The sequence below is a fragment of the Streptomyces sp. NPDC058257 genome, assembly GCF_042881845.1.
In the GTDB taxonomy this organism is placed as follows: domain Bacteria; phylum Actinomycetota; class Actinomycetes; order Streptomycetales; family Streptomycetaceae; genus Streptomyces.
This window is the reverse complement of record NZ_JBHVXJ010000012.1, coordinates 234324-260656: the sequence shown is the minus strand read 5'-3', so window position 1 is coordinate 260656 and position 26333 is coordinate 234324. Positions and strand designations below refer to the sequence as shown.

General features: G+C 70.1%; 23 protein-coding genes. 4 read left to right on the top strand and 19 right to left on the bottom strand.

Features of this window, described 5'->3' with window-relative positions; genetic code table 11:
• Positions 1-155: 155 nt before the first annotated feature.
• The 16 genes from ACFVXC_RS27465 to rsmH form a co-directional block, all read right to left on the bottom strand.
• A complete protein-coding gene (locus ACFVXC_RS27465) occupies positions 156-1292 on the bottom strand; it encodes a DivIVA domain-containing protein (protein WP_389909999.1) in 1137 nt (378 codons plus the stop codon).
• A gap of 46 nt (positions 1293-1338) precedes the next feature.
• Entirely contained in the window at positions 1339-1623 is a 285-nt protein-coding gene (locus ACFVXC_RS27460) for a YggT family protein (protein ID WP_190081397.1), read from the bottom strand.
• Positions 1624-1694: 71 nt separating this feature from the next.
• On the bottom strand, positions 1695-2339 hold the full coding sequence (locus ACFVXC_RS27455; RefSeq protein WP_389909996.1) for a cell division protein SepF: 645 nt from the start codon (positions 2337-2339) through the stop codon (positions 1695-1697).
• A gap of 124 nt (positions 2340-2463) precedes the next feature.
• Entirely contained in the window at positions 2464-3183 is a 720-nt protein-coding gene (locus ACFVXC_RS27450) for a YggS family pyridoxal phosphate-dependent enzyme (RefSeq protein WP_389909993.1), read from the bottom strand.
• Between the two features lie 6 nt (positions 3184-3189).
• Positions 3190-3921 (bottom strand): peptidoglycan editing factor PgeF, encoded by a 732-nt coding sequence (gene pgeF / locus ACFVXC_RS27445; RefSeq protein WP_389909990.1) that lies wholly within the window; start codon positions 3919-3921, stop codon positions 3190-3192.
• Positions 3918-5141, bottom strand: coding sequence for a cell division protein FtsZ (gene ftsZ, locus ACFVXC_RS27440; RefSeq protein WP_389909988.1), 1224 nt, complete (start codon positions 5139-5141; stop codon positions 3918-3920). Before ftsZ ends, pgeF begins: the two co-directional genes overlap by 4 nt.
• Before the next feature lie 275 nt (positions 5142-5416).
• Positions 5417-6214: a cell division protein FtsQ/DivIB gene (locus ACFVXC_RS27435; RefSeq protein WP_389909985.1), complete on the bottom strand. Its 798-nt coding sequence runs from the start codon at positions 6212-6214 to the stop codon at positions 5417-5419.
• Between the two features lie 33 nt (positions 6215-6247).
• Entirely contained in the window at positions 6248-7342 is a 1095-nt protein-coding gene (gene murG / locus ACFVXC_RS27430) for an undecaprenyldiphospho-muramoylpentapeptide beta-N-acetylglucosaminyltransferase (RefSeq protein ID WP_389909982.1), read from the bottom strand.
• A 6-nt stretch (positions 7343-7348) separates the two neighbouring features.
• Entirely contained in the window at positions 7349-8671 is a 1323-nt protein-coding gene (gene ftsW / locus ACFVXC_RS27425; RefSeq protein ID WP_389909980.1) for a putative lipid II flippase FtsW, read from the bottom strand.
• Between the two features lie 81 nt (positions 8672-8752).
• Positions 8753-10168, bottom strand: coding sequence for a UDP-N-acetylmuramoyl-L-alanine--D-glutamate ligase (murD, locus tag ACFVXC_RS27420; protein ID WP_389909978.1), 1416 nt, complete (start codon positions 10166-10168; stop codon positions 8753-8755).
• Entirely contained in the window at positions 10168-11238 is a 1071-nt protein-coding gene (gene mraY / locus ACFVXC_RS27415; RefSeq protein ID WP_389909975.1) for a phospho-N-acetylmuramoyl-pentapeptide-transferase, read from the bottom strand. Before mraY ends, murD begins: the two co-directional genes overlap by 1 nt.
• A complete protein-coding gene (gene murF, locus ACFVXC_RS27410; protein ID WP_389909972.1) occupies positions 11235-12647 on the bottom strand; it encodes a UDP-N-acetylmuramoyl-tripeptide--D-alanyl-D-alanine ligase in 1413 nt (470 codons plus the stop codon). Before murF ends, mraY begins: the two co-directional genes overlap by 4 nt.
• A gap of 4 nt (positions 12648-12651) precedes the next feature.
• Positions 12652-14304 carry a UDP-N-acetylmuramoyl-L-alanyl-D-glutamate--2,6-diaminopimelate ligase gene (locus ACFVXC_RS27405; RefSeq protein WP_389909969.1) on the bottom strand — a complete coding sequence of 551 codons (1653 nt, stop codon included), beginning with the start codon at positions 14302-14304 and terminating at the stop codon, positions 12652-12654.
• A gap of 19 nt (positions 14305-14323) precedes the next feature.
• Entirely contained in the window at positions 14324-16282 is a 1959-nt protein-coding gene (locus ACFVXC_RS27400; protein ID WP_389909967.1) for a peptidoglycan D,D-transpeptidase FtsI family protein, read from the bottom strand.
• 5 nt (positions 16283-16287) lie between these two features.
• Positions 16288-16833 carry a hypothetical protein gene (locus ACFVXC_RS27395; RefSeq protein ID WP_389909964.1) on the bottom strand — a complete coding sequence of 182 codons (546 nt, stop codon included), beginning with the start codon at positions 16831-16833 and terminating at the stop codon, positions 16288-16290.
• 48 nt (positions 16834-16881) lie between these two features.
• Positions 16882-17838 carry a 16S rRNA (cytosine(1402)-N(4))-methyltransferase RsmH gene (gene rsmH, locus ACFVXC_RS27390; RefSeq protein WP_389909961.1) on the bottom strand — a complete coding sequence of 319 codons (957 nt, stop codon included), beginning with the start codon at positions 17836-17838 and terminating at the stop codon, positions 16882-16884.
• Positions 17839-18197: 359 nt separating this feature from the next.
• On the opposite strand from rsmH, the gene ACFVXC_RS27385 reads away from it, so the two are divergent.
• The 4 genes from ACFVXC_RS27385 (at position 18198) to ACFVXC_RS27370 (ending at position 23971) form a co-directional block, all read left to right on the top strand.
• Positions 18198-18821, top strand: a complete 624-nt coding sequence (locus ACFVXC_RS27385; RefSeq protein WP_389909958.1) for a beta-class carbonic anhydrase — start codon at positions 18198-18200, stop codon at positions 18819-18821.
• Positions 18822-19045: 224 nt separating this feature from the next.
• Positions 19046-20065 carry an AAA family ATPase gene (locus ACFVXC_RS27380; protein ID WP_389909955.1) on the top strand — a complete coding sequence of 340 codons (1020 nt, stop codon included), beginning with the start codon at positions 19046-19048 and terminating at the stop codon, positions 20063-20065.
• A complete protein-coding gene (locus ACFVXC_RS27375; protein WP_389909952.1) occupies positions 20065-21432 on the top strand; it encodes a DUF58 domain-containing protein in 1368 nt (455 codons plus the stop codon). The genes ACFVXC_RS27380 and ACFVXC_RS27375 overlap by 1 nt, the downstream gene beginning before the upstream one ends.
• Before the next feature lie 97 nt (positions 21433-21529).
• Positions 21530-23971, top strand: a complete 2442-nt coding sequence (locus ACFVXC_RS27370; protein WP_389909949.1) for a DUF3488 and DUF4129 domain-containing transglutaminase family protein — start codon at positions 21530-21532, stop codon at positions 23969-23971.
• Positions 23972-24091: 120 nt separating this feature from the next.
• Here ACFVXC_RS27370 and ACFVXC_RS27365 read toward each other — a convergent pair whose 3' ends face one another.
• The 3 genes from ACFVXC_RS27365 to ACFVXC_RS27355 form a co-directional block, all read right to left on the bottom strand.
• Complete coding sequence (locus tag ACFVXC_RS27365; RefSeq protein WP_389909947.1) at positions 24092-24502, bottom strand: DUF3040 domain-containing protein; 411 nt, start codon at positions 24500-24502, stop codon at positions 24092-24094.
• A 275-nt stretch (positions 24503-24777) separates the two neighbouring features.
• Positions 24778-25554 carry a methyltransferase gene (locus ACFVXC_RS27360; RefSeq protein WP_389909943.1) on the bottom strand — a complete coding sequence of 259 codons (777 nt, stop codon included), beginning with the start codon at positions 25552-25554 and terminating at the stop codon, positions 24778-24780.
• A 137-nt stretch (positions 25555-25691) separates the two neighbouring features.
• Positions 25692-26240: an SAV_6107 family HEPN domain-containing protein gene (locus tag ACFVXC_RS27355; RefSeq protein WP_389909940.1), complete on the bottom strand. Its 549-nt coding sequence runs from the start codon at positions 26238-26240 to the stop codon at positions 25692-25694.
• Positions 26241-26333: the final 93 nt, after the last annotated feature.

Below are 26333 nucleotides of genomic sequence, written 5' to 3'. Positions count from 1 at the left end.
GCCAAGATCTTGGCGGACCGGGCCTTCTGCTTTGCGTGCCTACGACCTTGCGTGCCCACGGCCTTGCGTGCCCACGGCACAAAAGGGCGGGGCCCCCAGAAGATCTGGGGGCCCCGCCCTGAACGCTGCCGACGCCTAAGGCGTGGAAACGGCCGTCAGTTGTCGTCCTCGTCGATGAGGAAGCCACGCATCGGCGACGGAGCCTGCTGCATGGGCTGCGGGGCCTGCGGCCGCACCGGCGCCATCGGCTGGGTCATCGCCGGGGACATCTGCTGCTGGCCGCCGTAGGACGGTCCTGCGGTGGGCTGGTTGCCGCCCATCGACTGCTGGCCGCCGTACGAAGGGGCGCCCGCGCCGGCCGGTGCCATGGAAGGCGCCGGGGACGGCGGAAGGGAAGCAGCCGCCGGGGTCCGCGGAGGGGCCAGCGAGTCGTCGGCCTGGGTCTCCAGCTGACGGAGCTGCGACTCCAGGTAGGACTTCAGACGCGTGCGGTACTCGCGCTCGAAGCCGCGCAGGTCCTCGACCTTGCGCTCAAGGGTGGCGCGGGCGGACTCAAGGGAGCCCATCGCCACACGGTGCTTCTCCTGCGCGTCCCGCTCCAGGGCGTCGGCCTTGGCACGGGCGTCACGCTCGAGGCCCTCGGCACGCGAACGCGCCTCGCCGACGATCTTGTTGGCCTCGGAACGGGCCTCCGCGATCGCCTGGTCAGCGGTCTGCTGAGCAAGCGAGAGCACGCGAGCGGCACTGTCGCCACCGGGGCCCTGACCGGGCTGGGGCATCTGCGGACCGTGGCCGCCCATGGGACCACCCATCGGCCCACCCTGGCCCATCGGACCGCCCTGACCCATCGGGCCGCCCTGACCCATCGGGCCCGGACCCTGCGGACCACCCTGCGGGCTGTGCCCACTGGGACCCGCGGGAAGCTGCGGCGCGCCACCGGGCAGCTGCGGCGGACCGCCCATCTGCTGGTGCTGCGGATGCTGCTGCGGGTGCTGCTGCTGCTGCGGCGGCACCGGCTGCGGGCCCGATATTGCGGCGGGCACGGGGGCACCGGGACCGCGCTGGTCCTGCGGTTCTGGAGGCTTGCGCATGCCGCCCTGCTGTTGGTTCTGCGCGGCGGCGCGGGTGGCTGCGGCCAATTTGGCGCGCAAGTCCTCGTTCTCGCGGAGCAAGCGAGTCAGTTCGGCTTCGACCTCATCGAGGAAGGCATCGACCTCGTCCTCGTCATAGCCTTCTCGGAGGCGGACGGTCGTGAACTGCTTGTTCCGCACGTCCTCGGGGGTCAACGGCATCTCTTCACCTCAACGTAGTCGTCGGCATTCGGCAAGACCGTATCGTTCACAAGCCGCTCACGACGGTGATCAGGATGTAGACGATGATCATCAGTACGAAGAAGGACAGGTCGAGCGCCACGCCCCCGAGACGCAGCGGCGGAATAAACCGCCGCAGAAGCTTGAGCGGTGGATCAGTGACAGTGTAGGTGGCCTCAAGAACGACCACCATCGGCTTGCCGGGTTGCCATGAGCGGGCGAACTGGAAGACGTAGTCCATGACCAACCGGAAGATCAGCACGATGAGGAAGCACATCAGCGCGATGTAAAGCACCTGCAAGACCACGCCCATGTTGGCGGTTCCCTCTCCCCATGTTGCTCGTGCTGCGTTTACCGGTTCTGCGTTACTGCGTCACTTGCGTCTCAGCTCTGGTTGAAGAACCCGCCCTCTGCGATGCGAGCCTTGTCCTCCGCCGTTACATCGACGTTAGCAGGCGACAACAGGAACACCTTCTGCGTCACTCGTTCAATGCTGCCATGGAGGCCGAAGACGAGACCGGCGGCAAAGTCGACAAGTCGCTTCGCATCCGTGTCATCCATCTCGGTCAGATTCATGATCACCGGAGTGCCTTCACGGAAGTGTTCCCCGATGGTACGGGCCTCGTTGTAGGTCCGCGGGTGCAGCGTGGTGATGCGGTAGGGCTCCCGCTCGGACACGACCTTGGGCATGATCACCGGTGAGTTCTTCTCCAGGCTCTGGCGTTCAGGTGTGATGGATGCCACGGGGGCGATTCGCGCCGGACGTCCGGATTCCGCGGCTAGCGAAGCGGAATGGGCGACCGGCTCACGCTGTGCGGGGGGCTGCACCACTCGTACCGATTCGTCCCTTTCAGGCGCGTGCGCCTGACGGGATTGATGTGCCTGGTGAGGCGGCTCATGCCGCCGACGGTCCCGCTCGGGCTCCGGCTCGGGTTCGAACTCGTCATCGGGGTCGAACCCCGGACCGTCGTACCCGTCGTCCTCCACGAGGCCGAGGTAGACCGCCATCTTGCGCATCGCGCCGGCCATGCTCTGAGTCCTCCGCTCTGTGGTGGATCGGCTGTCGTCACCAACTGCCCGCGATCCACGAGGCCTCCCCGCCCAACAGCGAGAATGACCATATTTTCTGCTGTGGTCCGACTTCTTGGCGACGTTACCCGAGCCCGGGTCGGACTCCGAGTACCGCCGTACCGACGCGCACATGTGTCGCCCCGGCCGCCACGGCCTGTTCGAGGTCCGCACTCATCCCTGCCGATACCATGTTCGCAGCCGGATGAGCCGCGCGCATGAGGGTTGAGAATTCCATCAGCCGCTCGAACGCCGCCTGTTGCCGCCCCGCGTACGGACCGGTGAGCGGTGCCACGGTCATCAGACCGTCGAGCCGCAGCCCCGGAGCGTCCGCCACGCGCTCGGCCAGCTCTTCGATTCCGCCGGGCCCCACGCCCCCGCGCTCGCCCCGCCCGTTCTCCTCGGCGTCGAGAGCGACCTGGATCAGACAGCCGAGCTCCCGCTCCGCGCGCACGGCGCCAGCCGACAGCGCCGTGACGAGCTTGGGTCGGTCCACGGACTGGACCACATCGGCATAACTGATCACAGAACGGACCTTGTTGGTCTGCAATTGACCGACAAAGTGCCAGGCAAGGGAGAGATCGGAGCAGTCGGCGGCCTTGGGGGCGGCGTCCTGGTCGCGGTTCTCGGCGACATCGCGCACACCGAGTTCCGAGAGAATCCGCACATCGCTCGCGGGATAGGTCTTGGTGACCACGATCAGGGTCACCTCCTCCCGCTTGCGCCCGGCCGCCGCGCACGCGGCCGCGATGCGCCCTTCGACCTCCGCCAGATTCGCGGCGAGTTGAGACTTACGGTCCGTCATGCCCTATCAGTCCAGCCAGACATAGCCCGCGAGCCGACCGGTGGTCCGGTCGCGGCGGTACGAGAAGTGGTCACCGGATTCCAGGGTGCACACCGGCGACTGCTCCCGGTCGTGCGCCCCGAGCCGCTCGAGCTGGGCGTGCACCCCCGCGGTCACGTCGACCGCCGGAGTACCCCAGCTCGTCTCGGCGTACGCCGCGGGCTCGATCGCCGCGACCTCGGCACGCATCGCCTCCGGCACTTCGTAGCAGCGGCCGCAGACTGCGGGACCGGTGCGGGCGATGATGCGGGCCGGGTCGGCACCCAGCTTCACCATCGTCTCGACGGCGGCGGGAACGACCCCCGCCACCATCCCGGGCCGCCCCGCGTGAGCCGCCGCCGCGATCTTGGCGACCGGGTCGGCGAGCAGGACGGGCGTGCAGTCCGCGGTGAGGACCGCGAGGGCGAGGCCCCGGCGGGCGGTCACCACGGCGTCGACCGCCGGGATCTCGGCATCCGGGCCCCAGGGTCCGTCGACCACGACGACATCGGGGCCGTGGACCTGGTTCATCCAGACGACCCGCGCCGGGTCGATGCCGAGCGACTCGGCGGCAAGCGCACGGTTCTCCCGTACGGCCTGGGGGTCGTCGCCGACCGCACCGCCGAGATTGAGCTCTTCGTACGGAACGGCGCTCACCCCGCCCCACCTGTCGGTGAAGGCGAAGTGCGCGCCGCTCTCCGTGCTGTGCCTGCTTATCACTTCAGGAAGTCCGGCACGTCCAGCTCTTCGGCCGTGCTGTCCTGGTAGGGACGGGCCGGCGGAACCTGCGGCGGGGCCACGGGCGCGGGCGTGCTTTCGTTGACCGGAGTCACCTCGACGGGCTCCGGTGTCGACGGCTCGTCGTGCGAGGTGACGCTGCCCAGACCGCCGTAGGGCGAACGGGACTCGGCAGGACGGCTCGGGGCCGCCGGCTGCTCGTCCCGCTGCTTGCCCGACGACGCGCTCAGGACGGTGTCGCGCTTGGACGGCGGCTGCCCGCCGTCGAAGCCCGCCGCGATGACGGTGACCCGGACCTCGTCACCCAGGGCGTCGTCGATGACGGCGCCGAAGATGATGTTGGCCTCGGGGTGGGCCGCCTCGCTGACCAGTTGGGCCGCTTCGTTGATCTCGAAGAGGCCGAGGTCGGATCCGCCGGAGATGGAGAGCAGGACTCCCCGCGCTCCGTCGATGGACGCCTCCAGGAGAGGCGAGGAGATCGCCATCTCGGCGGCGGCCACCGCGCGGTCGTCGCCGCGCGCCGAGCCGATGCCCATGAGGGCCGAACCGGCCTCGGACATGACCGACTTCACGTCGGCGAAGTCGAGGTTGATCAGACCCGGGGTCGTGATGAGGTCGGTGATGCCCTGGACACCGGAGAGCAGGACCTGGTCCGCCGACTTGAAGGCGTCCAGAACGCTGACCTGCCGGTCCGAGATGGACAGGAGCCGGTCGTTGGGGATGACGATGAGGGTGTCGACCTCTTCGCGCAGCTCCGCGATCCCGTCCTCGGCCTGATTGGCGCGACGACGGCCCTCGAAGGTGAACGGCCGGGTGACGACGCCGATGGTCAGGGCGCCGAGGGAGCGAGCGATGTTGGCGACGACAGGTGCGCCGCCCGTGCCGGTGCCACCGCCTTCGCCGGCGGTGACGAAGACCATGTCGGCCCCCTTGAGGACCTCCTCGATCTCCTCGCGGTGGTCCTCTGCCGCCTTGCGGCCGACTGCCGGGTTGGCTCCGGCGCCGAGGCCACGGGTGAGTTCACGGCCGACGTCGAGCTTGACGTCGGCGTCGCTCATCAACAGGGCTTGCGCGTCGGTGTTGATGGCGATGAACTCGACGCCCTTGAGACCGACCTCGATCATCCGGTTGATGGCATTGACACCACCGCCGCCGACACCGATGACTTTGATGACTGCGAGGTAGTTCTGCGGTGCTGCCACGTCGAAGGCCTCTCGCCTCGAGTTACGTGTCGCCGCCTCGCGGTCAAGCGCCGCGACGACTGATGCCGAATGGGACGGTCCGAACGCCGACCCGAACCCTAACGCTGAAGTTTAGGGTTACCAGTGTGTCTGTTCCTTGGACTCTTCCGAACAGGACACTAAGTCGACAAGTGGCGCACGTTCAACGAACACGCCGAACCTCCCGTTTTTCTTTTCACCCTATGTGATCAGCCGTAGCGCTGCCGAACCAGGGTGCTGGCCTGCGACGATATGCGTCAACTCGTCGACGACGCAGGGGCGGTGGGGACACTTACATCGAAGTGCCGCGCCTTGGGGGCGGCTTTCATCAGGGCGATGAGTGTGCTTGCCTTCGTCCGCCCCTTCTCGCTGCTGCCCCACGCTACGGTGCGTCCGCCGCTCAACTCCAGCGAGATCGAGTCGTACGAACGGACCTTGACGACCCGCGTATCGCGGGCGACCGCGCCCGGAAGCGCACCGGCGACCCGTACCGACTCGCGTCGCAGGTGGTGGGTGTCGAAACGGCGCAGGCTCTGAGCCGCGTTCTCCTGATCCGGCGTCAATTCCAGGAGCGGAACACCCTTCGGTGCCTCTCCGACCGTGGCGAATCGCACTCCTGTGGCGTCCACTTCGACGAACTTTCCGCCCTTTTCGATGAGGAGAACAGGCTTGCGTTCGGTCACCTTCAGTCCGATTCCATGTGGCCAGGAACGGACGATGTCGACCGTGTCGATACGCGGAAGTCTCTTCCGCAGCCGGTCTTCGAGAGCGTCGGTGTCGACCGAGATCAGTGGCGCGCCGATCGGGGCCGCGGCGGCTTCGCGTACTTCTTCGGGCGTCAGAATCCGTGTCCCGGAAGTCGTCACGCGCTCCACGCGCAGCCACTGCGAGCCGTAGAGCAGCCAGACTCCTCCCGCGCCGAGCACCACGAGCGCGATCAGCGAGAGGATCAGGTTGCGCGCCCGCGGCATGCGTACGCGGGAGAGCGGCGGGCGGGGCGGGCGGGACCCACCAGAAGCAGACTTCTGCCGTTCGGCGGTGGTCGGTCCGGCCACGGTCCCCTGCCTTCTGTGCCTTCTAGTGCCGTCTCACCCGTTGCGGCGGGACGCGATCGCCTCGTACACCATGCCGACGAGGAGGTCGTCGGCATCCCTGCGGCCGAACTCCGATGCGGCACGGGACATCTCGTACAGCCGGTGCGGGTCGGCGAGCACCGGGAGTACGTTGCCCTGCACCCACTCGGGCGTCAGTTCGGCGTCGTCCACGAGGAGTCCGCCTCCCGCCTTGACCACCGGCTGGGCGTTCAGCCGCTGTTCGCCGTTGCCGATGGGCAGCGGGACGTAGGCGGCCGGAAGCCCGACGGCGGAGAGTTCGGCGACGGTCATCGCGCCCGCGCGGCAGAGCATCATGTCCGCCGCGGCGTACGCGAGGTCCATCCGGTCCACGTACGGTACCGGGATGTAGGGCGGCATACCGGGCATGTTCTCGACGTACGGCATTTCGTTCTTCGGGCCGACCGCGTGCAGGATCTGGATCCCCGCGCGCTGGAGCACCGGAGCGATCTGCTGGACGACCTCGTTGAGCCGCCGGGCGCCCTGCGAGCCACCGGAGACGAGCAGCGTCGGCAGGTTCGGGTCGAGGCCGAACGCGGCACGCGCCTCCGGGCGGACCCGGGCCCTGTCGAGCGTGGCGATGGTGTGGCGCAGCGGGATGCCGATGTAGCGGGAGTTGCGCAGCTTGTTGTCCGGTGTGGCGACGGCCACCCCGGCGGCGTACCGCGAACCGATCTTGTTGGCGAGGCCGGGACGCGCGTTGGCCTCGTGCACGACGATCGGCACCCCGGCCCGCTTGGCCGCGAGGTACCCCGGCAGGGCGACATAGCCGCCGAAGCCGACCACGCAGTCCGCCTTCGTCCGCTCCAGGATCTGCTCGGCCGCCTTGATCGTGCCGCGCAGCCGCCCCGGGACGGTGATCAGCTCAGGGGTGGGCTTGCGCGGCAGCGGGACGGCAGGGATCAGCGCGAGTTCGTAGCCCCGCTCGGGTACGAGCCGGGTCTCCAGTCCACGCTCCGTGCCCAGGGCCGTGATGCCCACGGTCGGGTCCTGCCTCCGCAGGGCGTCCGCGAGGGCGAGCGCGGGCTCGATGTGGCCGGCGGTCCCCCCACCGGCGAGTACGACATGCACCGAAATTCACCGCTCTCCGGACGAACGCGCCTTGACGCGCCGTCTCATCGTGTTCCATCTCACCCGAGGTTGCCGCATGGCCAGGGCCGCCTTTGCCGCCGGGTCCTGTCGCGCGAAGGCGATGAGGAGTCCGATGGCGAACATGGTCGGCAGCAGGGCGGAGCCCCCGTAGGAGAACAGCGGGAGCGGGACTCCGGCGATCGGCAGCAGACCGAGCACCGCACCGACATTGATCACGGCCTGCGCCGTGATCCAGGTGGTCACGCCTCCCGCGGCATACCTCACGAAGGGGTCCTCCGTGCGTCCGGCCACGCGGATACCCGCATAGCCTAGAGCCGCGAACAGAGCGAGCACCGACAGTGTCCCCGCCAGGCCGAGTTCCTCCCCTGTGATGGCGAAGATGAAGTCGGTGTGGGGTTCTGGCAGTTGACCCCATTTTTCCACACTCGCACCGAGGCCGGAACCGAAGAATCCGCCGGAGGCCAGGGCGTAGATCCCGTGCACGGCCTGCCAGCACTGGTCGCCGGGTCCCGGATCGGTCGCCCCGATGCAGCCCAGCCTCGCCATGCGGTTGGGGCTGGTCTTGATGAGGATCACACCGAGCAGGGCGGCGATGGAGAGCACGCCCGCGAAGAGCCGCGTCGGCGCCCCCGCGAGCCAGAGCAGGCCGAAAAGGATCGCCGTGAGGATGATCGCCGTGCCCATGTCGCCGCCCAGCATGATCAGCCCGAGCAGCATGAACGCGACAGGGACCAGCGGCACCAGCATGTGCTTCCACTGGGTCAGCAGACGCTTGTCCTGTTTGCGGGCGAGCAGGTCCGCGCCCCACAGGACGAGGGCGAGCTTGGCGAACTCGCTGGGCTGGAGCTGGAACGGGCCGCCCAGATAGATCCAGTTCTGGTTGCCGTTGACGCTGCGCCCTATCCCGGGGACCTGCACGAGCACCATCAGGAAGACGGTCACCGCGAGGATGGGATAGGCGAGCGCCCGGTGCAGCTTGAGGGGCATCCGCATGGCCACGAGCAGCAGGACCGAGCCGAGTACGGCCGCGACGAACTGCTTGCGGAAGAAGTACGCGGCGGGCAGGTCGAGCTGCAGCGCCTGGATCATCGACGCCGAATAGACCATCACCAGGCCGAGCACGGTGATCAGCAGGCTGCTGCCGAAGATGAGGTAGTACGCGGTCAGCGGCCGGTCCCAGGCGCGCTTGAGCCGGGTGTAGGACCGCCGTACCGCGCTCTCCCTGGGCGGCCGGGGCGCTCCCACGGAACGGACCGGAGCGGGCCGCCTGGCGAGGCGCGTGGGCGCGCGTCCGCTACTGCCTGCCATCAAAGCCCCCGCCAAGACACCACGACGCTGCCACGTGCCCTCCTAAGGGTGCCGGGCGCCCCCGGACCGCAGAGGCCCGCGTCAGGCGCTCGCGCCGAGTTCGCGGACCGCGTCCGCGAACGCGTCACCACGCTTGTTGTAGTTGGTGAACATGTCCATCGACGCACAGGCCGGAGCCATCAGTACGGTGTCCCCCGGCTCGGCGAGCCGTGCCGCCTGTCGTACCGCCTCGGACATCGCCCCAGTGTCGGTCCGGTCGAGGTCGACGACCGGGACCTCGGGCGCGTGTCGCGCGAGGGCTTCGCGGATCAGCGCGCGGTCGGCGCCGATCAGGACGACGCCCCGAAGCCGCTTCGCCGACTTGGCGACGAGCTCGTCGAAGGTGGCGCCCTTGGCGAGTCCGCCCGCGATCCAGACGATCGATTCGTAGGCCGCCAACGAGGCTTCCGCCGCGTGGGTGTTGGTGGCCTTGGAGTCGTCGACGTACGCCACATCGGCCACGTCGGCGACGTGTTCGATGCGGTGGGCGTCCGGCCTGAAGGCACGCAGACCGTCGCGGACGGCTGTCGCCGGTACGCCGTAGGCGCGCGCGAGCGCCGCCGCGGCCAGGGCGTTGGCGATGTTGTGCGGCGCGGGCGGGCGTACGTCGGAGATCTCGGCGAGCTCCTGGGCCTGCTTCTGACGGTCCGGCACGAAGGCACGGTCGACCAGAATGCCGTCCACGACGCCCAGTTGCGAGGGCGCGGGCGCATTCAGCGTGAAACCGATGGCACGACAGCCCTCTTCGACGTCGGCCTCGCGGACGAGGTCCTCGGTGGAGGGTTTGTCGGTGGCGTCGAGGTTGTAGACGCAGGCGATCTGATTGCCCTCGTAGACGCGGCCCTTGTCGGCGGCGTACGCCTCCATGGAGCCGTGCCAGTCCAGGTGGTCGGGCGCGAGGTTCAGGACGGCCGCGGAGTGGGCGCGCAGCGAGGGCGCCCAGTGCAGCTGGTAGCTGGAGAGCTCGACGGCCAGTACGTCGTACGTCTCGTCGCCGGTGACGACGTCGAGGAGCGAGACCCCGATGTTGCCGACGGCCGCGGTGCGCAGGCCCGCCGCCTCCAGGATCGAGGCCAGCATCCGTACGGTCGTGGTCTTGCCGTTCGTGCCGGTGACCGCGAGCCACGGAGCCGCGTCGGGGCCGCGCAGGCGCCAGGCGAGCTCGACGTCGCCCCACACCTCGACACCCGCCGCCGCGGCGGCCGCGAAGAGCGGCTTGCCGGGCTTCCAGCCGGGGGTCGTGACGACGAGTTCGGTGCCTTCGGGCAGGGTGTCACCGTCACCGAGGCGGACGGTGACGCCCAGGGCCTCGAGTTCGGCGGCCTGGGTGCGGGAGCGCTCGTCGTCGCCCTCGTTCACGACGGTGACGACGGCGCCCAGGCCGTGCAGCACGCGGGCCGCCGGGATGCCCGAGACACCGAGCCCCGCGACAGTGACGTTCTTGCCTGCCCAAGTCATTACTTCTTGGCTGCCCATCCTGCGTAGAAGAGGCCGAGTCCGACGATCACGCACATGCCCTGGATGATCCAGAAGCGGACCACCACAAGGACTTCGGACCACCCCTTGAGTTCGAAGTGGTGCTGCAGTGGCGCCATCTTGAAGACCCGCTTGCCGGTCATCTTGAAGGAGCCCACCTGGATCACGACGGACATGGTGATCAGGACGAACAGGCCGCCGAGGAGCGCGATGAGCATCTCCGTGCGCGAGCAGATCGCGAGTCCGGCGAGCGCGCCGCCGAGGGCGAGCGAGCCGGTGTCGCCCATGAAGATCTTGGCGGGCGAGGTGTTCCACCACAGGAAGCCGAAGCAGGCACCCATCAGCGCGGAGGCCACCACGGCCAGGTCGAGTGGGTCTCTGACCTCGAAACACGCCTGCGGGTTGGTCAGCGTGACCGCGTTGGCGCAGGACTCCTGGTACTGCCAGACACCGATGAAGGTGTAGGCGCCGAAGACCATCACCGAGGCGCCCGTGGCGAGGCCGTCGAGGCCGTCCGTGAGGTTCACGCCGTTCGACATCGCGAGGATCATGAACAGCGCCCAGACCACGAAGAGCACCGGGCCGATCGACCAGCCGAAGTCCGTGACGAACGACAGCTTGGTGGAGGCCGGGGTCTGGTTGCGGTTGTCGGGCCAGTTCAGCGCGAGCACGGCGAAGCCGATGCCGACGATCAGCTGACCCGCCATCTTCGCCTTGGCGCGCAGGCCGAGCGAGCGCTGCTTGACGATCTTGATGTAGTCGTCGAGGAAGCCGACGAGGCCCATGCCTCCCATCAGGAAGAGCACCAGAAGGCCGGAGAGCGTGGTCTCCGTCCCCGTGATGATCTTCGTGAGGAAGTACGCGATGAGCGTGGCCAGGATGAAGGCGATACCACCCATGGTCGGCGTACCGCGCTTGCTGTGGTGCTCGCGCGGGCCGTCGTCCCGGATGAACTGTCCATAGCCCTTGCGGGCCAGGAACTTGATGAGGAGCGGGGTTCCGACCAGGGTCAGGAAGAGCCCGATCACACCCGCGAAGAGGATTTGCCTCATCGGCCGGCGACCTGCCCCTCGGATGACGCGGCGTCATCGAGCAGCGCCGTGGCGACCCGCTCGAGACCGACCGATCTGGAAGCCTTCACCAGCACGACGTCTCCCGGGCGCAGCTCGCTGCGCAGCAGGTCGATCGCCGCCTGTGCGTCGGACACGTGCACCGACTCCTCACCCCACGAACCCTCGTTGTATGCGCCCAGTTGGAGCCAGGCAGCTTCCCTGCCCCCGACTGCCACGAGCTTGCTCACGTTCAGCCGGACAGCGAGCCGTCCGACCGCGTCGTGTTCGGCGAGCCCCTCGTCACCGAGCTCGGCCATATGACCGAGCACCGCCCACGTACGACGTCCCTTGGCCATGGCCGCGAGCGCGCGCAGGGCGGCTCGCATGGACTCGGGGTTCGCGTTGTAGGCGTCGTTGACGACCGTCACACCGTCCGGGCGCTCGGTGACCTCCATCCGCCAGCGGGACAGCGTGCCCGCCTCGGAGAGCGCGCGGGCGATCTCGTCTGCGGACATGCCCAGCTCATGGGCGACGGCGGCCGCGGCAAGCGCGTTCGACACGTGGTGCTCACCGTACAGCCGCAAGGTCACGTCGCTGCACCCGGAGGGTGTGTGCAACCTAAAGGCAGGCTGTCCGTTCTCCATGAGCCGGACATTCTCGGCACGTACGTCGGCGTCGGCGGACTCTCCGAAGAGCAGGACGCGCGCCTTCGTACGCGAAGCCATGGCGCGGACGAGGGGATCGTCGGCGTTGAGGACGGCGGTGCCGTCGGCGGGCAGGCTCTCGACGAGTTCACCCTTCGCCACTGCGATCTGCTCGCGTCCGCCGAACTCGCCGATGTGGGCGGTGCCGACGTTGAGCACGAGGCCGATCTTCGGCGGGGTGAGGCCGGTGAGGTAGCGGATGTGGCCAATGCTGCGCGCGCCCATCTCCAGGACGAGGAACCGCGTCTCGTCGGTGGCGCTGAGGGCGGTGAGCGGCAGGCCGATCTCGTTGTTGAGCGAGCCGGGCGTGAAGACCGTGGGCGCCTTGCTCCGCAGGACCTGGGCGAGCAGGTCCTTGGAGCTGGTCTTGCCGACGGATCCCGTGAGTGCGACGAGCGTGGCGCCCAGGCGCTCCACGACGTGCCGCGCCAGGGCGCCGATGGCTGCCTGCACGTCGTCGACGACGATGGCGGGTACGCCGACGGGGCGCGCGGCGAGGACGGCGGCGGCGCCCGCCTCGACCACCGCGGAGGCGTAGTCGTGGCCGTCGACGCGCTCGCCGACGAAGGCGACGAAGAGGCTGCCGGGCTCCACTTCACGGGAGTCCCTGACGACCGGTCCGGTGACCTGGACGGACGGATCCGGTATGTCGTAGGTCTGCCCGCCGACGACAGTGGCGATCTCGGCGAGGGAGAGGGCGATCACAGATTCATCCCTGGGTTTGCTGGATAGCTTCGCGAAGTACCTGGCGGTCGTCGAAGGGACGTACCACCCCGGCGATGTCCTGTCCCTGCTCGTGTCCCTTGCCCGCGACGAGCACCGTGTCGCCGGGCTCGGCCCGTGCGACGGCCGCGCGGATGGCGGTGGCACGGTCCTCGAAGACGGCGACGTCGCCGCGCTCGTGGGCCGGCACGTCGGCGGCGCCCGCGAGCATCGTGGCGAGGATCGCGAGGGGGTCCTCACCGCGGGGGTTGTCGGCGGTCAGTACGGCGGTGTCGGCGAGGCGGGCCGCCGCGGCGCCCATCGGCATCCGTTTGGTCTTGTCCCGGTCGCCGCCGCAGCCGAGGACGATGTGCAGTTTGTTCTCGGTGACCTTGCGCAGGGCGCGCAGGACCGATTCGACGGCGTCCGTCTTGTGCGCGTAGTCGACGACCGCGAGGTAGGGCTGGCCCGCATCGATGCGCTCCAGGCGGCCCGGAACGCCCGGCACCGCGGCGACTCCGTCCGCGGCCTGCTGCGGGTCGATCCCGGCGACGGCGAGCGAGACGATCGCGGCGAGCGTGTTGGCGACGTTGAAAGGACCGGCGAGGGGGGACCGTGCGGTGATCCGCTCCCCCTTCGGCCCGACCGCGACGAACGTGGAGTCGAACGGCATGACCTCGACGTCCTCCGCCCGCCAGTCGGCGTCGGGGTGGCCCTCCGCCGAGAAGGTGGTGACGGGGACCTCGGACTCGGTGATGAGTCTGCGCCCGTATTCGTCGTCGAAGTTGACCACTCCGAGCCGTGAGCGCTCTTTGCTGAACAGCTGCGCCTTGGCCTGGAAGTAGTCCTCCATGTCGGAGTGGAACTCCATGTGCTCCGGGCTGAGGTTGTTGAAGACGGCGACGTCGAAGACGCAGCCGTCCACCCGGCCGAGCACGAGGGCGTGACTGGAGACCTCCATGACGACGGCCTCGACGCCGCGCTCGCGCATCACCGCGAACAGCGCCTGGAGGTCGGTCGCTTCAGGGGTCGTACGTTCCGACTTGATCCGCTCGTCGCCGATGCGCATCTCGACCGTGCCGATGAGACCGGTCGACCGGACGCCCTTGAAGCCGCCCTCGACGAGATAGGCCGTCGTGGTCTTGCCGGACGTACCGGTGATGCCGATCTGGAGCAGATCGCGCCCCGGATGGCCGTACACCGTGGCCGCGAGCTCTCCCATGGAGCCGCGCGGGTCGGGGACGACCAGGACCGGCAGGTCCGTGACGGCCGCGCGCTCGGCGCCCGTCGGATCGGTGAGGATCGCGGTGGCGCCGAGGTCGGCGGCCTGGGCGACGAAGTCGGCGCCGTGCAGCCGGGCGCCGGGCAGCGCGGCGTAGATGTCGCCGGGGCGGACCGCTCGGGAGTCGTGCGTGATGCCGCTGACCTCCCCCGTGCCCGGGGCGGCGACGCCCAGCTGGTCGGCGATCCTGGCGAGCGGCGTCGCGGAGACCTGGACCGGCCGCGGCGGTCCCGGATATGTCACAGGAACGCCCTTCTGGGTGGTTTGGGACTGATCAGGGTGTGGCACGGCGGTGAGCGTACCGGGCTCACCCTCCTCAGAGCGAAGCGGGCGGTGTGGCGGGGGCTGGTTCCCCGGCTGCGGAGTGATCGTTGTCACGGGTGTGTCCTGGTGGGGCTCAGGGTTCGAAGGTGACGGGGAGCCGGGCCGCGCTTTTGCCTGTGGGCGGGACCTGGAGCGTCTTGAGGGCGAACTGCATGACTTCCTTGTAGATGGGACCGCAGATCTGGCCGCCGAAGTAGCTTCCCTTGGTGGCGTTCTGAATCGCGCAGTAGACGGTGACGCGCGGCTTGTCGGCGGGCGCGAACCCGGCGAACGACGAGGTGTAGCCCTTGTACTTGCCGGTCTCGGGGTCGACCCGGTTGGCCGTACCCGTCTTGCCCGCGACCCGGTAGCCGGGGATGCGGGCCTTGGTGCCCGTGCCCTCTTCGTCGTCGACGACGGACTCGAGCATGTGCGACACCGTCTTGGCGGTCTTCTCGCTCACCACGCGGGTCCTCTTGGGCTTCTGCGCGGGCGTGAAGCGGCCGTCGGGGCCCTTTATGCCGCGCACCAGCGTGGGCTCGACGCGCACGCCGTCGTTGGCGATGGTCGAGTAGACGGAGGCCGCCTGCATCGCGTTGATCGAGAAGCCCTGGCCGAACGGGACCGTGTACTGCTGCGAAGTGGACCATTTGTCGGCCGCCGCGAGGATGCCGGACGTCTCGCCGGGGAAGCCGAGCCCGGTCTCCCTGCCGATGCCGAACTTCCGCAGATACGAGTAGAGCGACTTGTTGGCATCGCGCTGGGTCTTGCCCAGCTCGCCGGTGGCCAGGATCGTGCCGATGTTGCTGGACTTGGCGAGCACGCCGCTGAGCGTGAGGTGCCAGGTCGGGTGGTCGATGTCGTCCTTGAAGAGCCGATCCCCGCGGTGCAGCCGGTTGGGGACCGTGACGTGGGTGCCGGGCGTGGCCGCGTTCTCCTCCAGGACGGCCGCCATGGACATGACCTTGGCGGTCGAGCCCGGTTCGAAGGCGTCCTGGAGCGAGGCGTTGCCGAGGGCCGTGCCGTCGGCCTGCGAGAGGTCGTTCGGATCGAAGCCCGGGGAGTTGGCCATCGCGAGGATCTCGCCGGTCTTGTTGTCCTGCACTATCACGTAGCCGCGGTCCGCCTCGGACTTCTTGACCTGCTCGGTGATGGCGTTCTGCGCGGCCCACTGGATGTCGCGGTCGATGGTGAGCTCGACATCCGAGCCGGGCACGGCGGGCGTCTCCGTGCTGCCCGCGGTCGGCACCTGGTGGCCGCCGGACTGGGCGTACCTGATCTTGCCGTCCTTGCCCGAGAGCTCCTTGTTGAGCTGCTGCTCCACGCCGCCCGCGCCCTTTCCCTCGGCGTTGACCCAGCCCAGTATCCCGGCGCCCAGGCTGTCGTTCGGGTACACGCGCTTGCTGCTGGGGTCCTGGAAGACGCCCGCGAGGACGTTGGCGCTCTTCTTGTCGGTGCTCGCCTTGTCGTCGAGCGCGCCGCGCAGGTCCTTGATCTGCTTCCAGACCTGCGGGGTCTGCCGGCGGGCGAGCAGGACGTAGCGCGTCTTGGGGGTCTTGAGCTGCTCGGTGAGCCGGTCGACGTCCTTGTCGAGGATCGGGGCGAGGAGGGCTGCGGCCTGTTCGGGCCCGTCCTTGATGCCCATCTCCTTCGCCGTGAACATCGTGGGGTCGGCCGTGATGTCGTACGCGTCCACGCTGGCGGCGAGCTCGACGCCGCTGCGGTCGGTGATGCCGCCGCGCTCGGCGGTCAGGACGTGGCTGAAGTAGCGGTTCTTCTCGGCCTTGGTGGTGTAGACGCTCGCGTCGACCGCCTGCACCTGGAGGAGGCGTACGACGAAGGCCAGCATCACCAGGGTCAGGCCGAGGCTCACCATGCGCAGGCGGGGTCGCGGGCTGCCGAGCCGGATGGTGCGGGCCTTGGCGGCGGGGCGCGGGCGGCGGGCGGCGGGGCGGGCTCCTGATCCCGGGCGGCGCTGTTCGCCGGGGCGGGCGGGGCGCGAAGGCCGCGCGGGACCCGGGACCCTGCGTCGCGGGGGTTGGCGGTCCGTCACTTACGTCACCTGCCGGAGGTCGTGGGGCCGGGCTTCGCGGAGGGGGTGGGCACGGGCGGGGCGTCCGAGGGGGCCGGGGGTGCCTGGGGCGGCGAGGGCGACGGTGTGGGCGGCGCCGGGAGCGAGACCGAGGGCGCCGGGGACGCCACCTCCTGCGGGCGCGGATCGGGCCGCAGCGCGGAGGTCTGCTCGGCGGCGCCGGGGACGCCGCGCACGGTGCCGTCCGGGTTCAGGAAGGCCGGGTCGCCGCCCGGCACCATGCCGAGCTCACGGGCGCGGCGCTGGAGGGCGTCAGGGGCGGCGTAGGCGTCCACGTCCCGCTGGAGCTCCTGCTCCTGGTCGGTGAGCTCCGTCGTCTCCTTCTTGAGCTCGCTCAGCTGGAACGAACCTTCGTTGAGCGAGGAGTTCAGGATGAGGAGGCCGATCAGACCGCCGCCGAGCAGCAGCACGACGAGCAGCACGAAAGGCGTGCGCGCGGCCTGGCTCGGCCCCGACGGAAGGAGCCGCGCGAGCCGGGCGGCCCTTCCGCGCAACTGAGGCTTCTTGCTCATGGGGCCTCCTGGGGGACGCCGTTCACGGGTGCTCCTGGCGGGCTCGTGTCACAGAGCCTCCTCGCGGATGCGCATCGCACCCCGCAGCCGTGCCGGTGCCGCCCTGCGGTTCTCGGCGATCTCTTCCTCGGTGGGCAGTTCGGCGCCGCGCGTGAGCAGCTTGAGCCGGGGCTGGTAGCGCTCGGGGACAACGGGCAGGCCGGGCGGCGCGGTCGTCGCGGCGCCTGCCGCGAACACCTGCTTGACCAGGCGGTCCTCGAGCGAGTGGTACGAGAGGACGGCGATGCGGCCGTCGACGGCGAGCGTCTTCACCGCCGCCGGGATGGCCGCCTCCAGGACGCTCAGTTCGCCGTTGACCTCGATGCGCAGGGCCTGGAAGGTGCGCTTGGCGGGGTTGCCGCCGGTGCGCTTGGCGGCCTGCGGCAGGGAGTCGCGGATCAGCTCGACGAGCCGCGCGCTGTTGCTGAACGGCTCCTTGTCGCGCTCGCGCACGACGGCGCCCACGATCCGCTTGGCCTGCTTCTCCTCGCCGTACTGGCGCAGGATCCGCACCAGTTCGCCCGGTGCGTACGTGTTGAGGACCTCGGCGGCGCTGACTCCGGTCGTCTGGTCCATGCGCATGTCGAGGGGCGCGTCCTGCGCGTAGGCGAAGCCCCGGTCCGCCTCGTCGAGTTGCATGGAGGAGACACCGAGGTCGAAGAGGACGCCCTGGACCTTGGCGATGCCGAGCCGGTCGAGTACCTCGGGGAGCTCGTCGTAGACCGCGTGCACCAGTTCGGCCCGGTCGCCGAAGGGGGCGAGCCGCTCCCCGGAGAGCCGCAGCGCCTCCTTGTCGCGGTCGAGGCCGATCAGGCGGGCCGACGGGAAGGTGGAAAGCAGGGCCTCGCTGTGGCCGCCGAGTCCGAGCGTGCAGTCGACGACGACCGCACCCGGCTGGGCGAGCGCGGGGGCCAACAGGTCCAGGCATCGCTGGAGCATCACCGGGACATGTCGGGTGTGGCTCAAAGGGCCCTCTCAGGTCCGGCGCGGCGAGACGTGCGCACGGCCGGGTCCCCGCCCGCTCGGGAAGGTCAATGGCCTGCTGGCGCCGGGGAAGTGGCGTCAGCCGACCGGGAGCGGGAGGAGGCCGAGCCGTACGTACGCGCCGCGTACGCGGGGGGATTCAGGCAATCCCCGGGTGAACAGTCCAGCGGGGAGCAGGTCACGGCCCTCCCACTTCGCGTCACTTTAGTCCACCCTGTCGCCCGGTCAATCAACTGGCCTGCGCGTCGCGGACGGGTCGTCGAAGGAGCCGCACATCCCGCTCCGTCACCCGTTCGGGGGTAGCTGGTGCACTCCTGTGGGTTAGCTCACAACAAGACTCATTGACGTTCTTTGTCCCTTCTCACAGCGGGCCCCGGCGATCAGTGCCGACTACCGTCATAGCCATGTCGACTTCCGCATCCCCTACGGGCAACTCCCCCGCGGAGCCGATCGGCGGCATACCCGCCGACGGCACCGTCACGGACCGCCTCGTCGAAGCCAACCACCGGTACGCCTCGGGCTTCACCGACCCGGGCATGGACGCACGCCCCGTCCTGGGCGTGGCCGTCGTCTCCTGCATGGACGCCCGCATCGACCTGCACGACGCGCTCGGTCTCGAACTGGGTGACTGCCACACCATCCGCAACGCGGGCGGCGTGGTCACCGACGACGTCATGCGCTCCCTGACGATCAGCCAGCGCGCGCTCGGCACGAAGAGCGTCGTTCTGATCCACCACACGAGCTGCGGTCTGGAGAGCCTCACCGAGGAGTTCCGGCACGAGCTCGAGCTCGAGGTCGGCCAGCGGCCCGCCTGGGCGGTGGAGGCCTTCCGCGACGTCGATCAGGACGTACGGCAGTCGATGCAGCGTGTGCGGACCTCGCCGTTCCTTCTGCACACCGACGATGTGCGGGGATTCGTCTTCGATGTGACCACGGGGCTGCTGCGGGAGATCGACCCTGCGTGACCGGGTCCTGAGCGGGCCTTCCGGATCGGCCCGGCAGTCAAAAGGGCGTAAGACCTGACATACCGCCGCCAGTTATCCACGGGCGAGTGACACAACCCGGTATGCCCAACAAGAATGCGTGTGTGGCATCGCGCTGAACCATTCACGCGCGGTGTCCGTGTTTCGGGGTGGGCCGGGCCGCACACAAATGCGTCGGCCCGGAGAACGTGTCCGAGGAGGGCCGGGTGACGACCTATGACGATCGAGCGAGCCTCACAGATCTGACCGCCACAGCGGAGCGTGTCCGCAGGTCGGTCGAGGGTGTGATCGAAGGTAAGCCAGAGGTCGTACGGCTTTCGCTGACCGTGCTCCTCGCCGAGGGGCACTTGCTGATCGAAGATGTACCGGGCGTGGGAAAGACCATGCTCGCCAAAGCACTCGCGCGGTCCATCGACTGCTCGGTGCGGCGTATCCAGTTCACGCCCGATCTGCTGCCGTCGGACATCACCGGTGTGTCCATTTTCGACCAGCAGCGCCGGGACTTCGAGTTCAAGCCCGGCGCGATCTTCGCGCAGATCGTGATCGGCGACGAGATCAACCGCGCGTCGCCGAAGACGCAGTCCGCACTCCTGGAGTCCATGGAGGAGCGCCAGGTCACCATCGACGGGCAGACCTATGAACTGCCGAGCCCCTTCATGGTGGTGGCGACGCAGAACCCCGTCGAGATGGAGGGGACCTATCCCCTGCCCGAGGCGCAGCGCGACCGCTTCATGGCGCGCGTCTCGATCGGTTATCCCAGCCCGGAGGCCGAGCTGGAGATGCTGGACATCCACGGCGGCGTCTCGCCGCTCGACGATCTCCAGCCGGTGGCGCACGCGCACGACATCGTGAAGCTCGTCGACGCGGTGCGCACGGTCCACGTGGCCGACTCCGTACGGCGGTACGCCGTCGAACTGGTCGGGGCGACCCGCAACCACCCGGACCTGAGACTCGGGGCCTCCCCGCGCGCCACGCTGCATCTGCTGCGGGCGGCCAAGGCCTCCGCCGCGCTCAGCGGCAGGGAGTTCGCCCTGCCGGACGATGTGCAGGCCCTCGCCGTGGCGGTGCTCGCGCACCGGCTGCTGCCCACGGCACAGGCCCAGTTGAACCGTCGTACGGCCGAATCGGTCATCCAGGAGGTCCTCCAGCGCACACCCGTACCGGCCGCCGCCCAGCCGAACACCGGCTACTTCAACCAGCAGCCGCCCGGCGCGCGGAGGCTGTGATGGAGGCCGGGGGGCCGCAGCCGGCGCAGGCCGAAGAGGACAAGGGCGGACTGCGGACCGCGCTCGCGGGTCTGACCACACGCGGGCGTTCGTTCCTGGCGGCCGGGATCGCCGCCGCCGTCTGCGCGTACGTCCTGGGGCAGAGCGATCTGCTCCGGGTCGGGCTGCTGCTCGCCGTCCTTCCGCTGGTGTGCGCGACCGTGCTCTACCGCACCCGCTACCGCGTCGCGGGCAGCCGCAGGCTCTCCCCCGCGCGCGTGCCCGCCAGTTCGGAGGCCCGTGTCCATCTGCGGATGGACAACGTCTCGCGACTGCCCACGGGCCTCCTGATGCTCCAGGACCGGGTGCCCTACGTCCTGGGGCCACGGCCTCGTTTCGTGCTCGACCGGGTGGAGGCCGGGGGCCGCCGTGAGGTGTCCTACCGCGTCCGCTCGGACCTGCGGGGGCGCTACCCCCTCGGCCCGCTCCAGCTCCGCCTGACCGACCCCTTCGGGATGTGCGAGCTGACCCGCTCCTTCTCGACGTACGACACCCTGACGGTCATCCCGCGCGTGGAGGCACTGCCTCCGGTGCGTCTGACCGGCGAGGCCAAGGGGTACGGCGACGGGCGGCACCGTTCGCTCGCCCTCGCGGGCGAGGACGACGTGATCCCGCGCGGCTACCGCCACGGCGACGACCTGCGCCGCGTCCACTGGCGCTCCACGGCTCGCTACGGAGAGCTCATGGTGCGCCGCGAGGAGCAGCCGCAGCGGGCCCGCTGCACGGTGCTCCTGGACACCCGGGCGCACGCCTTCCGGGGCGCGGGTCCTGACTCGGCGTTCGAGTGGGCGGTTTCCGGCACGGCGTCCGCCTTGGTGCACATGCTGGAACGGGGCTTCTCGGTGCGGCTCCTGACCGACACCGGCAACTCCGTGCCCGGTGAGGGCTCGGGCGGCTTCGCGGGCGCGAGCCAGGAGTCGGCGGACGCGGCGGGACTGATGATGGACACCCTCGCGGTGATCGACCACTCGGACGGCGCGGGTCTCTCACCCGCGTACGACGTGCTGCGCGGGGGCAACGAAGGCCTCCTCATCGCCTTCCTCGGCGACCTCGACGAGGAGCAGGCGACGGTGGCCGCCAAGATGCGGCAGCGCAGCGGCGCCGCGGTCGCCTTCGTCCTGGACAGCACGGCCTGGGCCCAGGGCCCTGGCGGCGTTCCCCCGGGCACCGGCGACGAGCGGATCCGGATGCTGCGCGAGTCAGGCTGGACGGCCGTGGCGGTGCCTCCCGGGGTCGCCCTGGTGGACCTCTGGCGCCAGGCGGACCACCTGCGGGCGAGCACGGGCCCGGCCCCGGCCGCGGGGACGACGACCGGGGGCTGGGGATGAGCGGCGGCCCGTCCGGCAGGACCACAGACGGTCCGCCCCGCGGGACCACAGACGGTCTGCCCCGCAGGACCACAGGCACGACAACAGGGGGATGTTCATGAGTGGGCGCGCGCGACTCGCGCTCTGTGCCACGGCGGCCACGCTGATGGCGTCGGGGGCGCTGCTGCCGCTCGTCGATCCGGCGACGTGGTTCATCCAGGCGGCGATCCTGCTCGCGGTGCAGAGCGGCGTGGGCGCGCTCACCCGCCGTGTCCCGCTCGCCCGGCCGGTCACGGTCGGCGCGCAGGCCCTGGTGACGCTCCTTCTGCTCACCCTGGTGTTCGCCCGTGAGCAGGCGATCGGCGGGGTGGTGCCGGGCCCCGACGTGTTCCGGGAGTTCGGGCAGCTGCTGCAGTCGGGCGGCAACGACGTCGGGCAGTACGCGATCCCGGCGCCGCTCAGTGACGGCATCCGGCTGATGCTGGTGGGCGGCGTCCTGGTGATCGGCCTCGCGGTGGACGCCCTCGCGGTGACGTTCCGTGCCGCGGCGCCCGCGGGTCTTCCGCTGCTCGCGCTGTACTCGGTCGCCGCGGGACTCTCCGGGGACGGGGCGGGGTGGCTGTGGTTCCTGCTCGCGGCCGCCGGGTATCTGTTGCTGCTCCTCGCCGAGGGCCGGGACCGGCTCTCCCAGTGGGGGCGCGTCTTCGGGGGCGCGGCGCGTGCGCCCGGCCGGATCTCGGGGGGCCTGGAGACCGACAACGGTGCGATCGCGCCGGTCCGCACGGGGCGGCGCATCGGCGCGGTCGCCCTTGGCATCGCGCTGGTGGTGCCCCTCGCGCTGCCCGCCCTGGACGGCGGGCTCCTCGACGGTTCCGGCGGCGCAGGAGGCTCGGGCTCCGGCGGTGGCGGCACGATCTCCGCGGTGAATCCGCTGGTCGCGCTCCAGGACAGCCTGAACGAACCGGACGACCGCGAGGTCATCTCGTACAAGACGAACGCCAAGGCGACCGACAACCTCTATCTGCGGATCGTCTCCCTCGACCAGTTCGACGGCACGACGTGGAAGACCACCGTCCGGTCCATCGACGACGTGCCGTCGCGCTTCGAGGACCCCCCCGGGCTCTACCCCGACGTCCGCAGGACCGAGATCCAGACCAACATCTCGGCCGCCGACAGCTACGCGCAGAACTGGCTGCCGATGCCCTACCCCGCGAGCCAGGTGAAGATCGACGGCCGCTGGCGGTACGAGCCGGTGGGCCGCGCCCTGGTCGGCGACCGCGGCCAGACGACGCGCGGCGCGCAGTACGAGGTCAAGAGCCTCATCGTGGAGCCGACGGCCGAGCAGCTCGCGGGCGCCTCCAAGCCGCCCAAGCAGATCACCGATGAGTTCACCAAGGTCCCCGACACCTTGCCGTCCGTGGTGGCGTCCGAGGCCCGCCGCATCACCAAGGGCACGTCGAACGACTACGAGAAGGCCGTCAAGCTCCAGGACTGGTTCGCGTCGGAGGGCGGCTTCACGTACAACACGCAGGTCCGGGCGGGGAGCGGCCCTGCGGCCATAGCGCGCTTCCTGGAGCAGAAGGAGGGCTTCTGCGTCCACTTCTCGTTCGCCATGGCCTCGATGGCGCGGACACTGAACATCCCGGCGCGCGTCGCGGTGGGCTTCACGCCCGGTGCCGCGCAGGGGGACGGTTCGATGTCGGTCGGCCTGCGGGACGCGCACGCCTGGCCCGAGCTGTACTTCGAGGGTGTGGGCTGGACCCGCTTCGAGCCGACCCCGAACCGCGGCTCGGTGCCGGACTACACGCGCCCGGACACCCCGTCCGACGGCGCGAGTGATCCGGCGGCGCCCGAGCCGTCGTCGACGACGGCTCCGTCCGACGAGCCTTCGGCCTCCACGAGCTGCCCGGCCGACCAGCAGAAGCAGGGCGGCTGCGCGAGCACGGCCCCGGCGCTCGCGGGCGGCTCGGGCGGCGACGGACCACCGATCGGCATGATCCTTGCCGTGGTCCTCGGAGCGCTCGTGGTTCTCGGCCTGCCCTTGCTGCCGATGCTGTGGCGCAAGCGGATCCGTGCGGTACGGCTGGGCTCCACCGGCCGTACGGAGGCGGACGCGGCCGCGCGGACCCTCGCCGCCTGGCTCGAAGTGACCGACACGGCCTGGGACCACGGCATCACGCCGGACGAGTCGCAGACCCCTCGCAAGGCGGCGGCCCGGATCGTCCGGGTCGGGCAGCTCGCCGCGGCACCCGCGGAGTCCGCCCATCGCCTGGCCGCTGCGGTCGAGCAGGTCCTCTACGCGCCACGGCCACAGCCGACGGCCGGTCTGGCCGACGACGTGCGCCGGGTGTCCGACGGCCTCGGGGCGACCGTGGGCCGTGCGACCCGGCTGCGGGTGACGCTCGCCCCGCGTTCGGCCGTACGGGTGATGTGGGCGCTCTCGGACCGCTGGGCGGCGCTCAAGGCGAGATGGTCCGAGCGGATCACCACGCGGTGGGAGGCGCTGCGAAGGCCTTCGCGGCCCGCGAAGCCGTCGTCTCCGTCGCAGCAGGAGGGCTGAGTCCGGGCTCCCTCCCGGCGGGGGCTTGAGGACATACGTAGGGCTTGAGGACATATGTAAGGGGTGACCGCCCGGGCGGTCACCCCTTACATGAAAGCTAAAAGCTCAAAATCCAGAAGCTCACTGGCCCTGTTCGTCGCGGCGGCGCTGCCAACGCTGCTCGATCCGGTCCATCATCGACTTCCGTTGCCGGGTCTGCCGACGGGACGGGGCGCTGCCCGGTGCCGTGGGCGTACCGGCCGCCGGCTGTTCGCCCGGCTTGGGCGCTTTGCGCCATCCGGTGACGGCGAGCACCGCACATCCCAGCATGACGAGGAATCCCACCACGCTCACCCAAATCTGCTGGGCGACCATTCCGGCCATGAGAAGGGCGATTCCCACAAGGAAGCCCGCGACCGCTTGGTAGACCCGTCGCCGGGTGTACGTACGCAGCCCGCTTCCCTCGAGCGCTGTCGCGAACTTGGGATCTTCGGCGTACAGCGCTCGCTCCATCTGCTCGAGCATGCGCTGCTCGTGCTCCGAGAGCGGCACGGAGTCCTCCTCATTGTGCAGTCGCCGGGGGCGACCGGGGGTCCCCTTCAGGATAGGCAGGGAATCGCCCCCGTGAAACCCGCCCCTCTGCGCCAACTTCGCCAAACCGGACCACCCTGCCGCTCCGGCTCACTGAAACAAACATTCCCCAGCGGCCGGCCCGGCATGCCGGACGGTCTGCCTCGATCATACGGCGCCCATAGCCCGTTCGGGGGGTATGTGCCCTACTCCATGTGCGGCTGCGTTGCTGATCAGCGGGGCAGCCGGGGCGGACGTCAGCCCTCGGAGGCATCCCGGGTCTCGCCGAGCACGTGCAACTGGGTGGCCACCGAGTGGAACGCGGCGAGCTCGGCGGCGGCCGCCTCCAGTTTGAGGAGGGCCTCCAGGGCGCCGGGTTCGGTGTCCACGAGGACGCCCGGGACCAGGTCGGCGAAGACCCGCACTCCGTGCACCGCGTCGACCCTGACGCCCGCGGCCTCGACAAGATCGGTCAGCTGGTCCGCGGTGAAGCGCCTGGGCACGGGGTCGGCGTCGCCCCAGCGTCCTGCCGGGTCGCCGAGCGCGTGCCTGGCCTCGGTGAAGTGCCCGGCGAGCGCCCTGGCGAGCACGGCTCCGCCGAGACCGGCGGCGAGCAGACTGAGGGTGCCGGAGGGGCGCAGCGCGCCGACCGCGTTGCGGACGCCCTCGGCGGGGTCGTCCACGTACTCCAGGACGCCGTGACACAGGACCGCGTCGAACCCGGAGCGCTCCACGACGTCGAAGAGGCCGTGCACGTCGCCCTGGACGCCGCGCACCCGGTCGGCGACGCCCGCCTCGGCGGCCCGGCGCTCCAGCGCGAAGAGGGCGTTCGGGCTGGGGTCGACGACGGTGACGCGGTGGCCGAGGCGGGCGACGGGCACGGCGAAGTTGCCGCTGCCGCCTCCGGTGTCCAGCACGTCGAGGGAGGGCGACTCCTGGCCCGTGGCCTTGACCCGGCGATCGAGAGCGTCCTTGAGGACCTCCCAGACCACGGCGGTACGGAGAGAAGCGCGGGGGCGCATCGGGTCCGACACGGCAGTTGACTCCTCGGCGCGTCCACCGCACGTCCGCGGCGGAGCTAGGGGGTTCCCTCCGTCTGCGCTCGCGGCAGACAGGAGGGTGCGGGCGCTCCCACCCTATTGCCTTCGGCCGACTGTCCCGTCACCCCTCTTCACGCCTCGCGGCTCACGTCCGGCGGCTCCTGCGACAGCTCCTGCCTGGGCTGGGGCAGTACGGGCTGCAGCACGAGCATCCGCTCGACGAGGCGCAGGAACATCGCCACGTCACGCAGCAGGTCATCCGCGTCACGGATGGTGGCCGCGCCCTGTATGCCCGCCTCCGCGCGGGCCCTGCGTGCCGCGCCGGAGGCGAACAGGGCGCTCCACTCGGTCAGTTCGGGGGCTATCTCGGGCAGTACTTCCCAGGCGCTTCGGATCCGCTGCCTGCGCCGCGGGGTCAACTCGGGTCGGCCGCGGGCGGCGAGGACGGCCGCCGCGGTGCGCAGGGCCGCGAGGTGGGCCATGGCATAGCGCTCGTTCGAGGTCTCCAGGTGCTCGGCCTCGTCGATGCCGGCGCGGGCCTGGGCGAGCAGTTCGAGTGCGGCGGGCGGGGCGGTGGCCCGGCGCAGGACGGGGTGGACGTCGGTCGCGGGGCCGGAACTCGAAGGGGCAGGGCCGACGGGGCGGTGCCGACGTGCGGCTGCTGCGGAAGTACTGGCCATGACGAACCTCCTGTCGTCGCGTAACGGCTATGTGGCCGTATGTGCACATCGTGTAGTACGCCACTGACAATCGGCTCCGACCTGCGGCTTTGC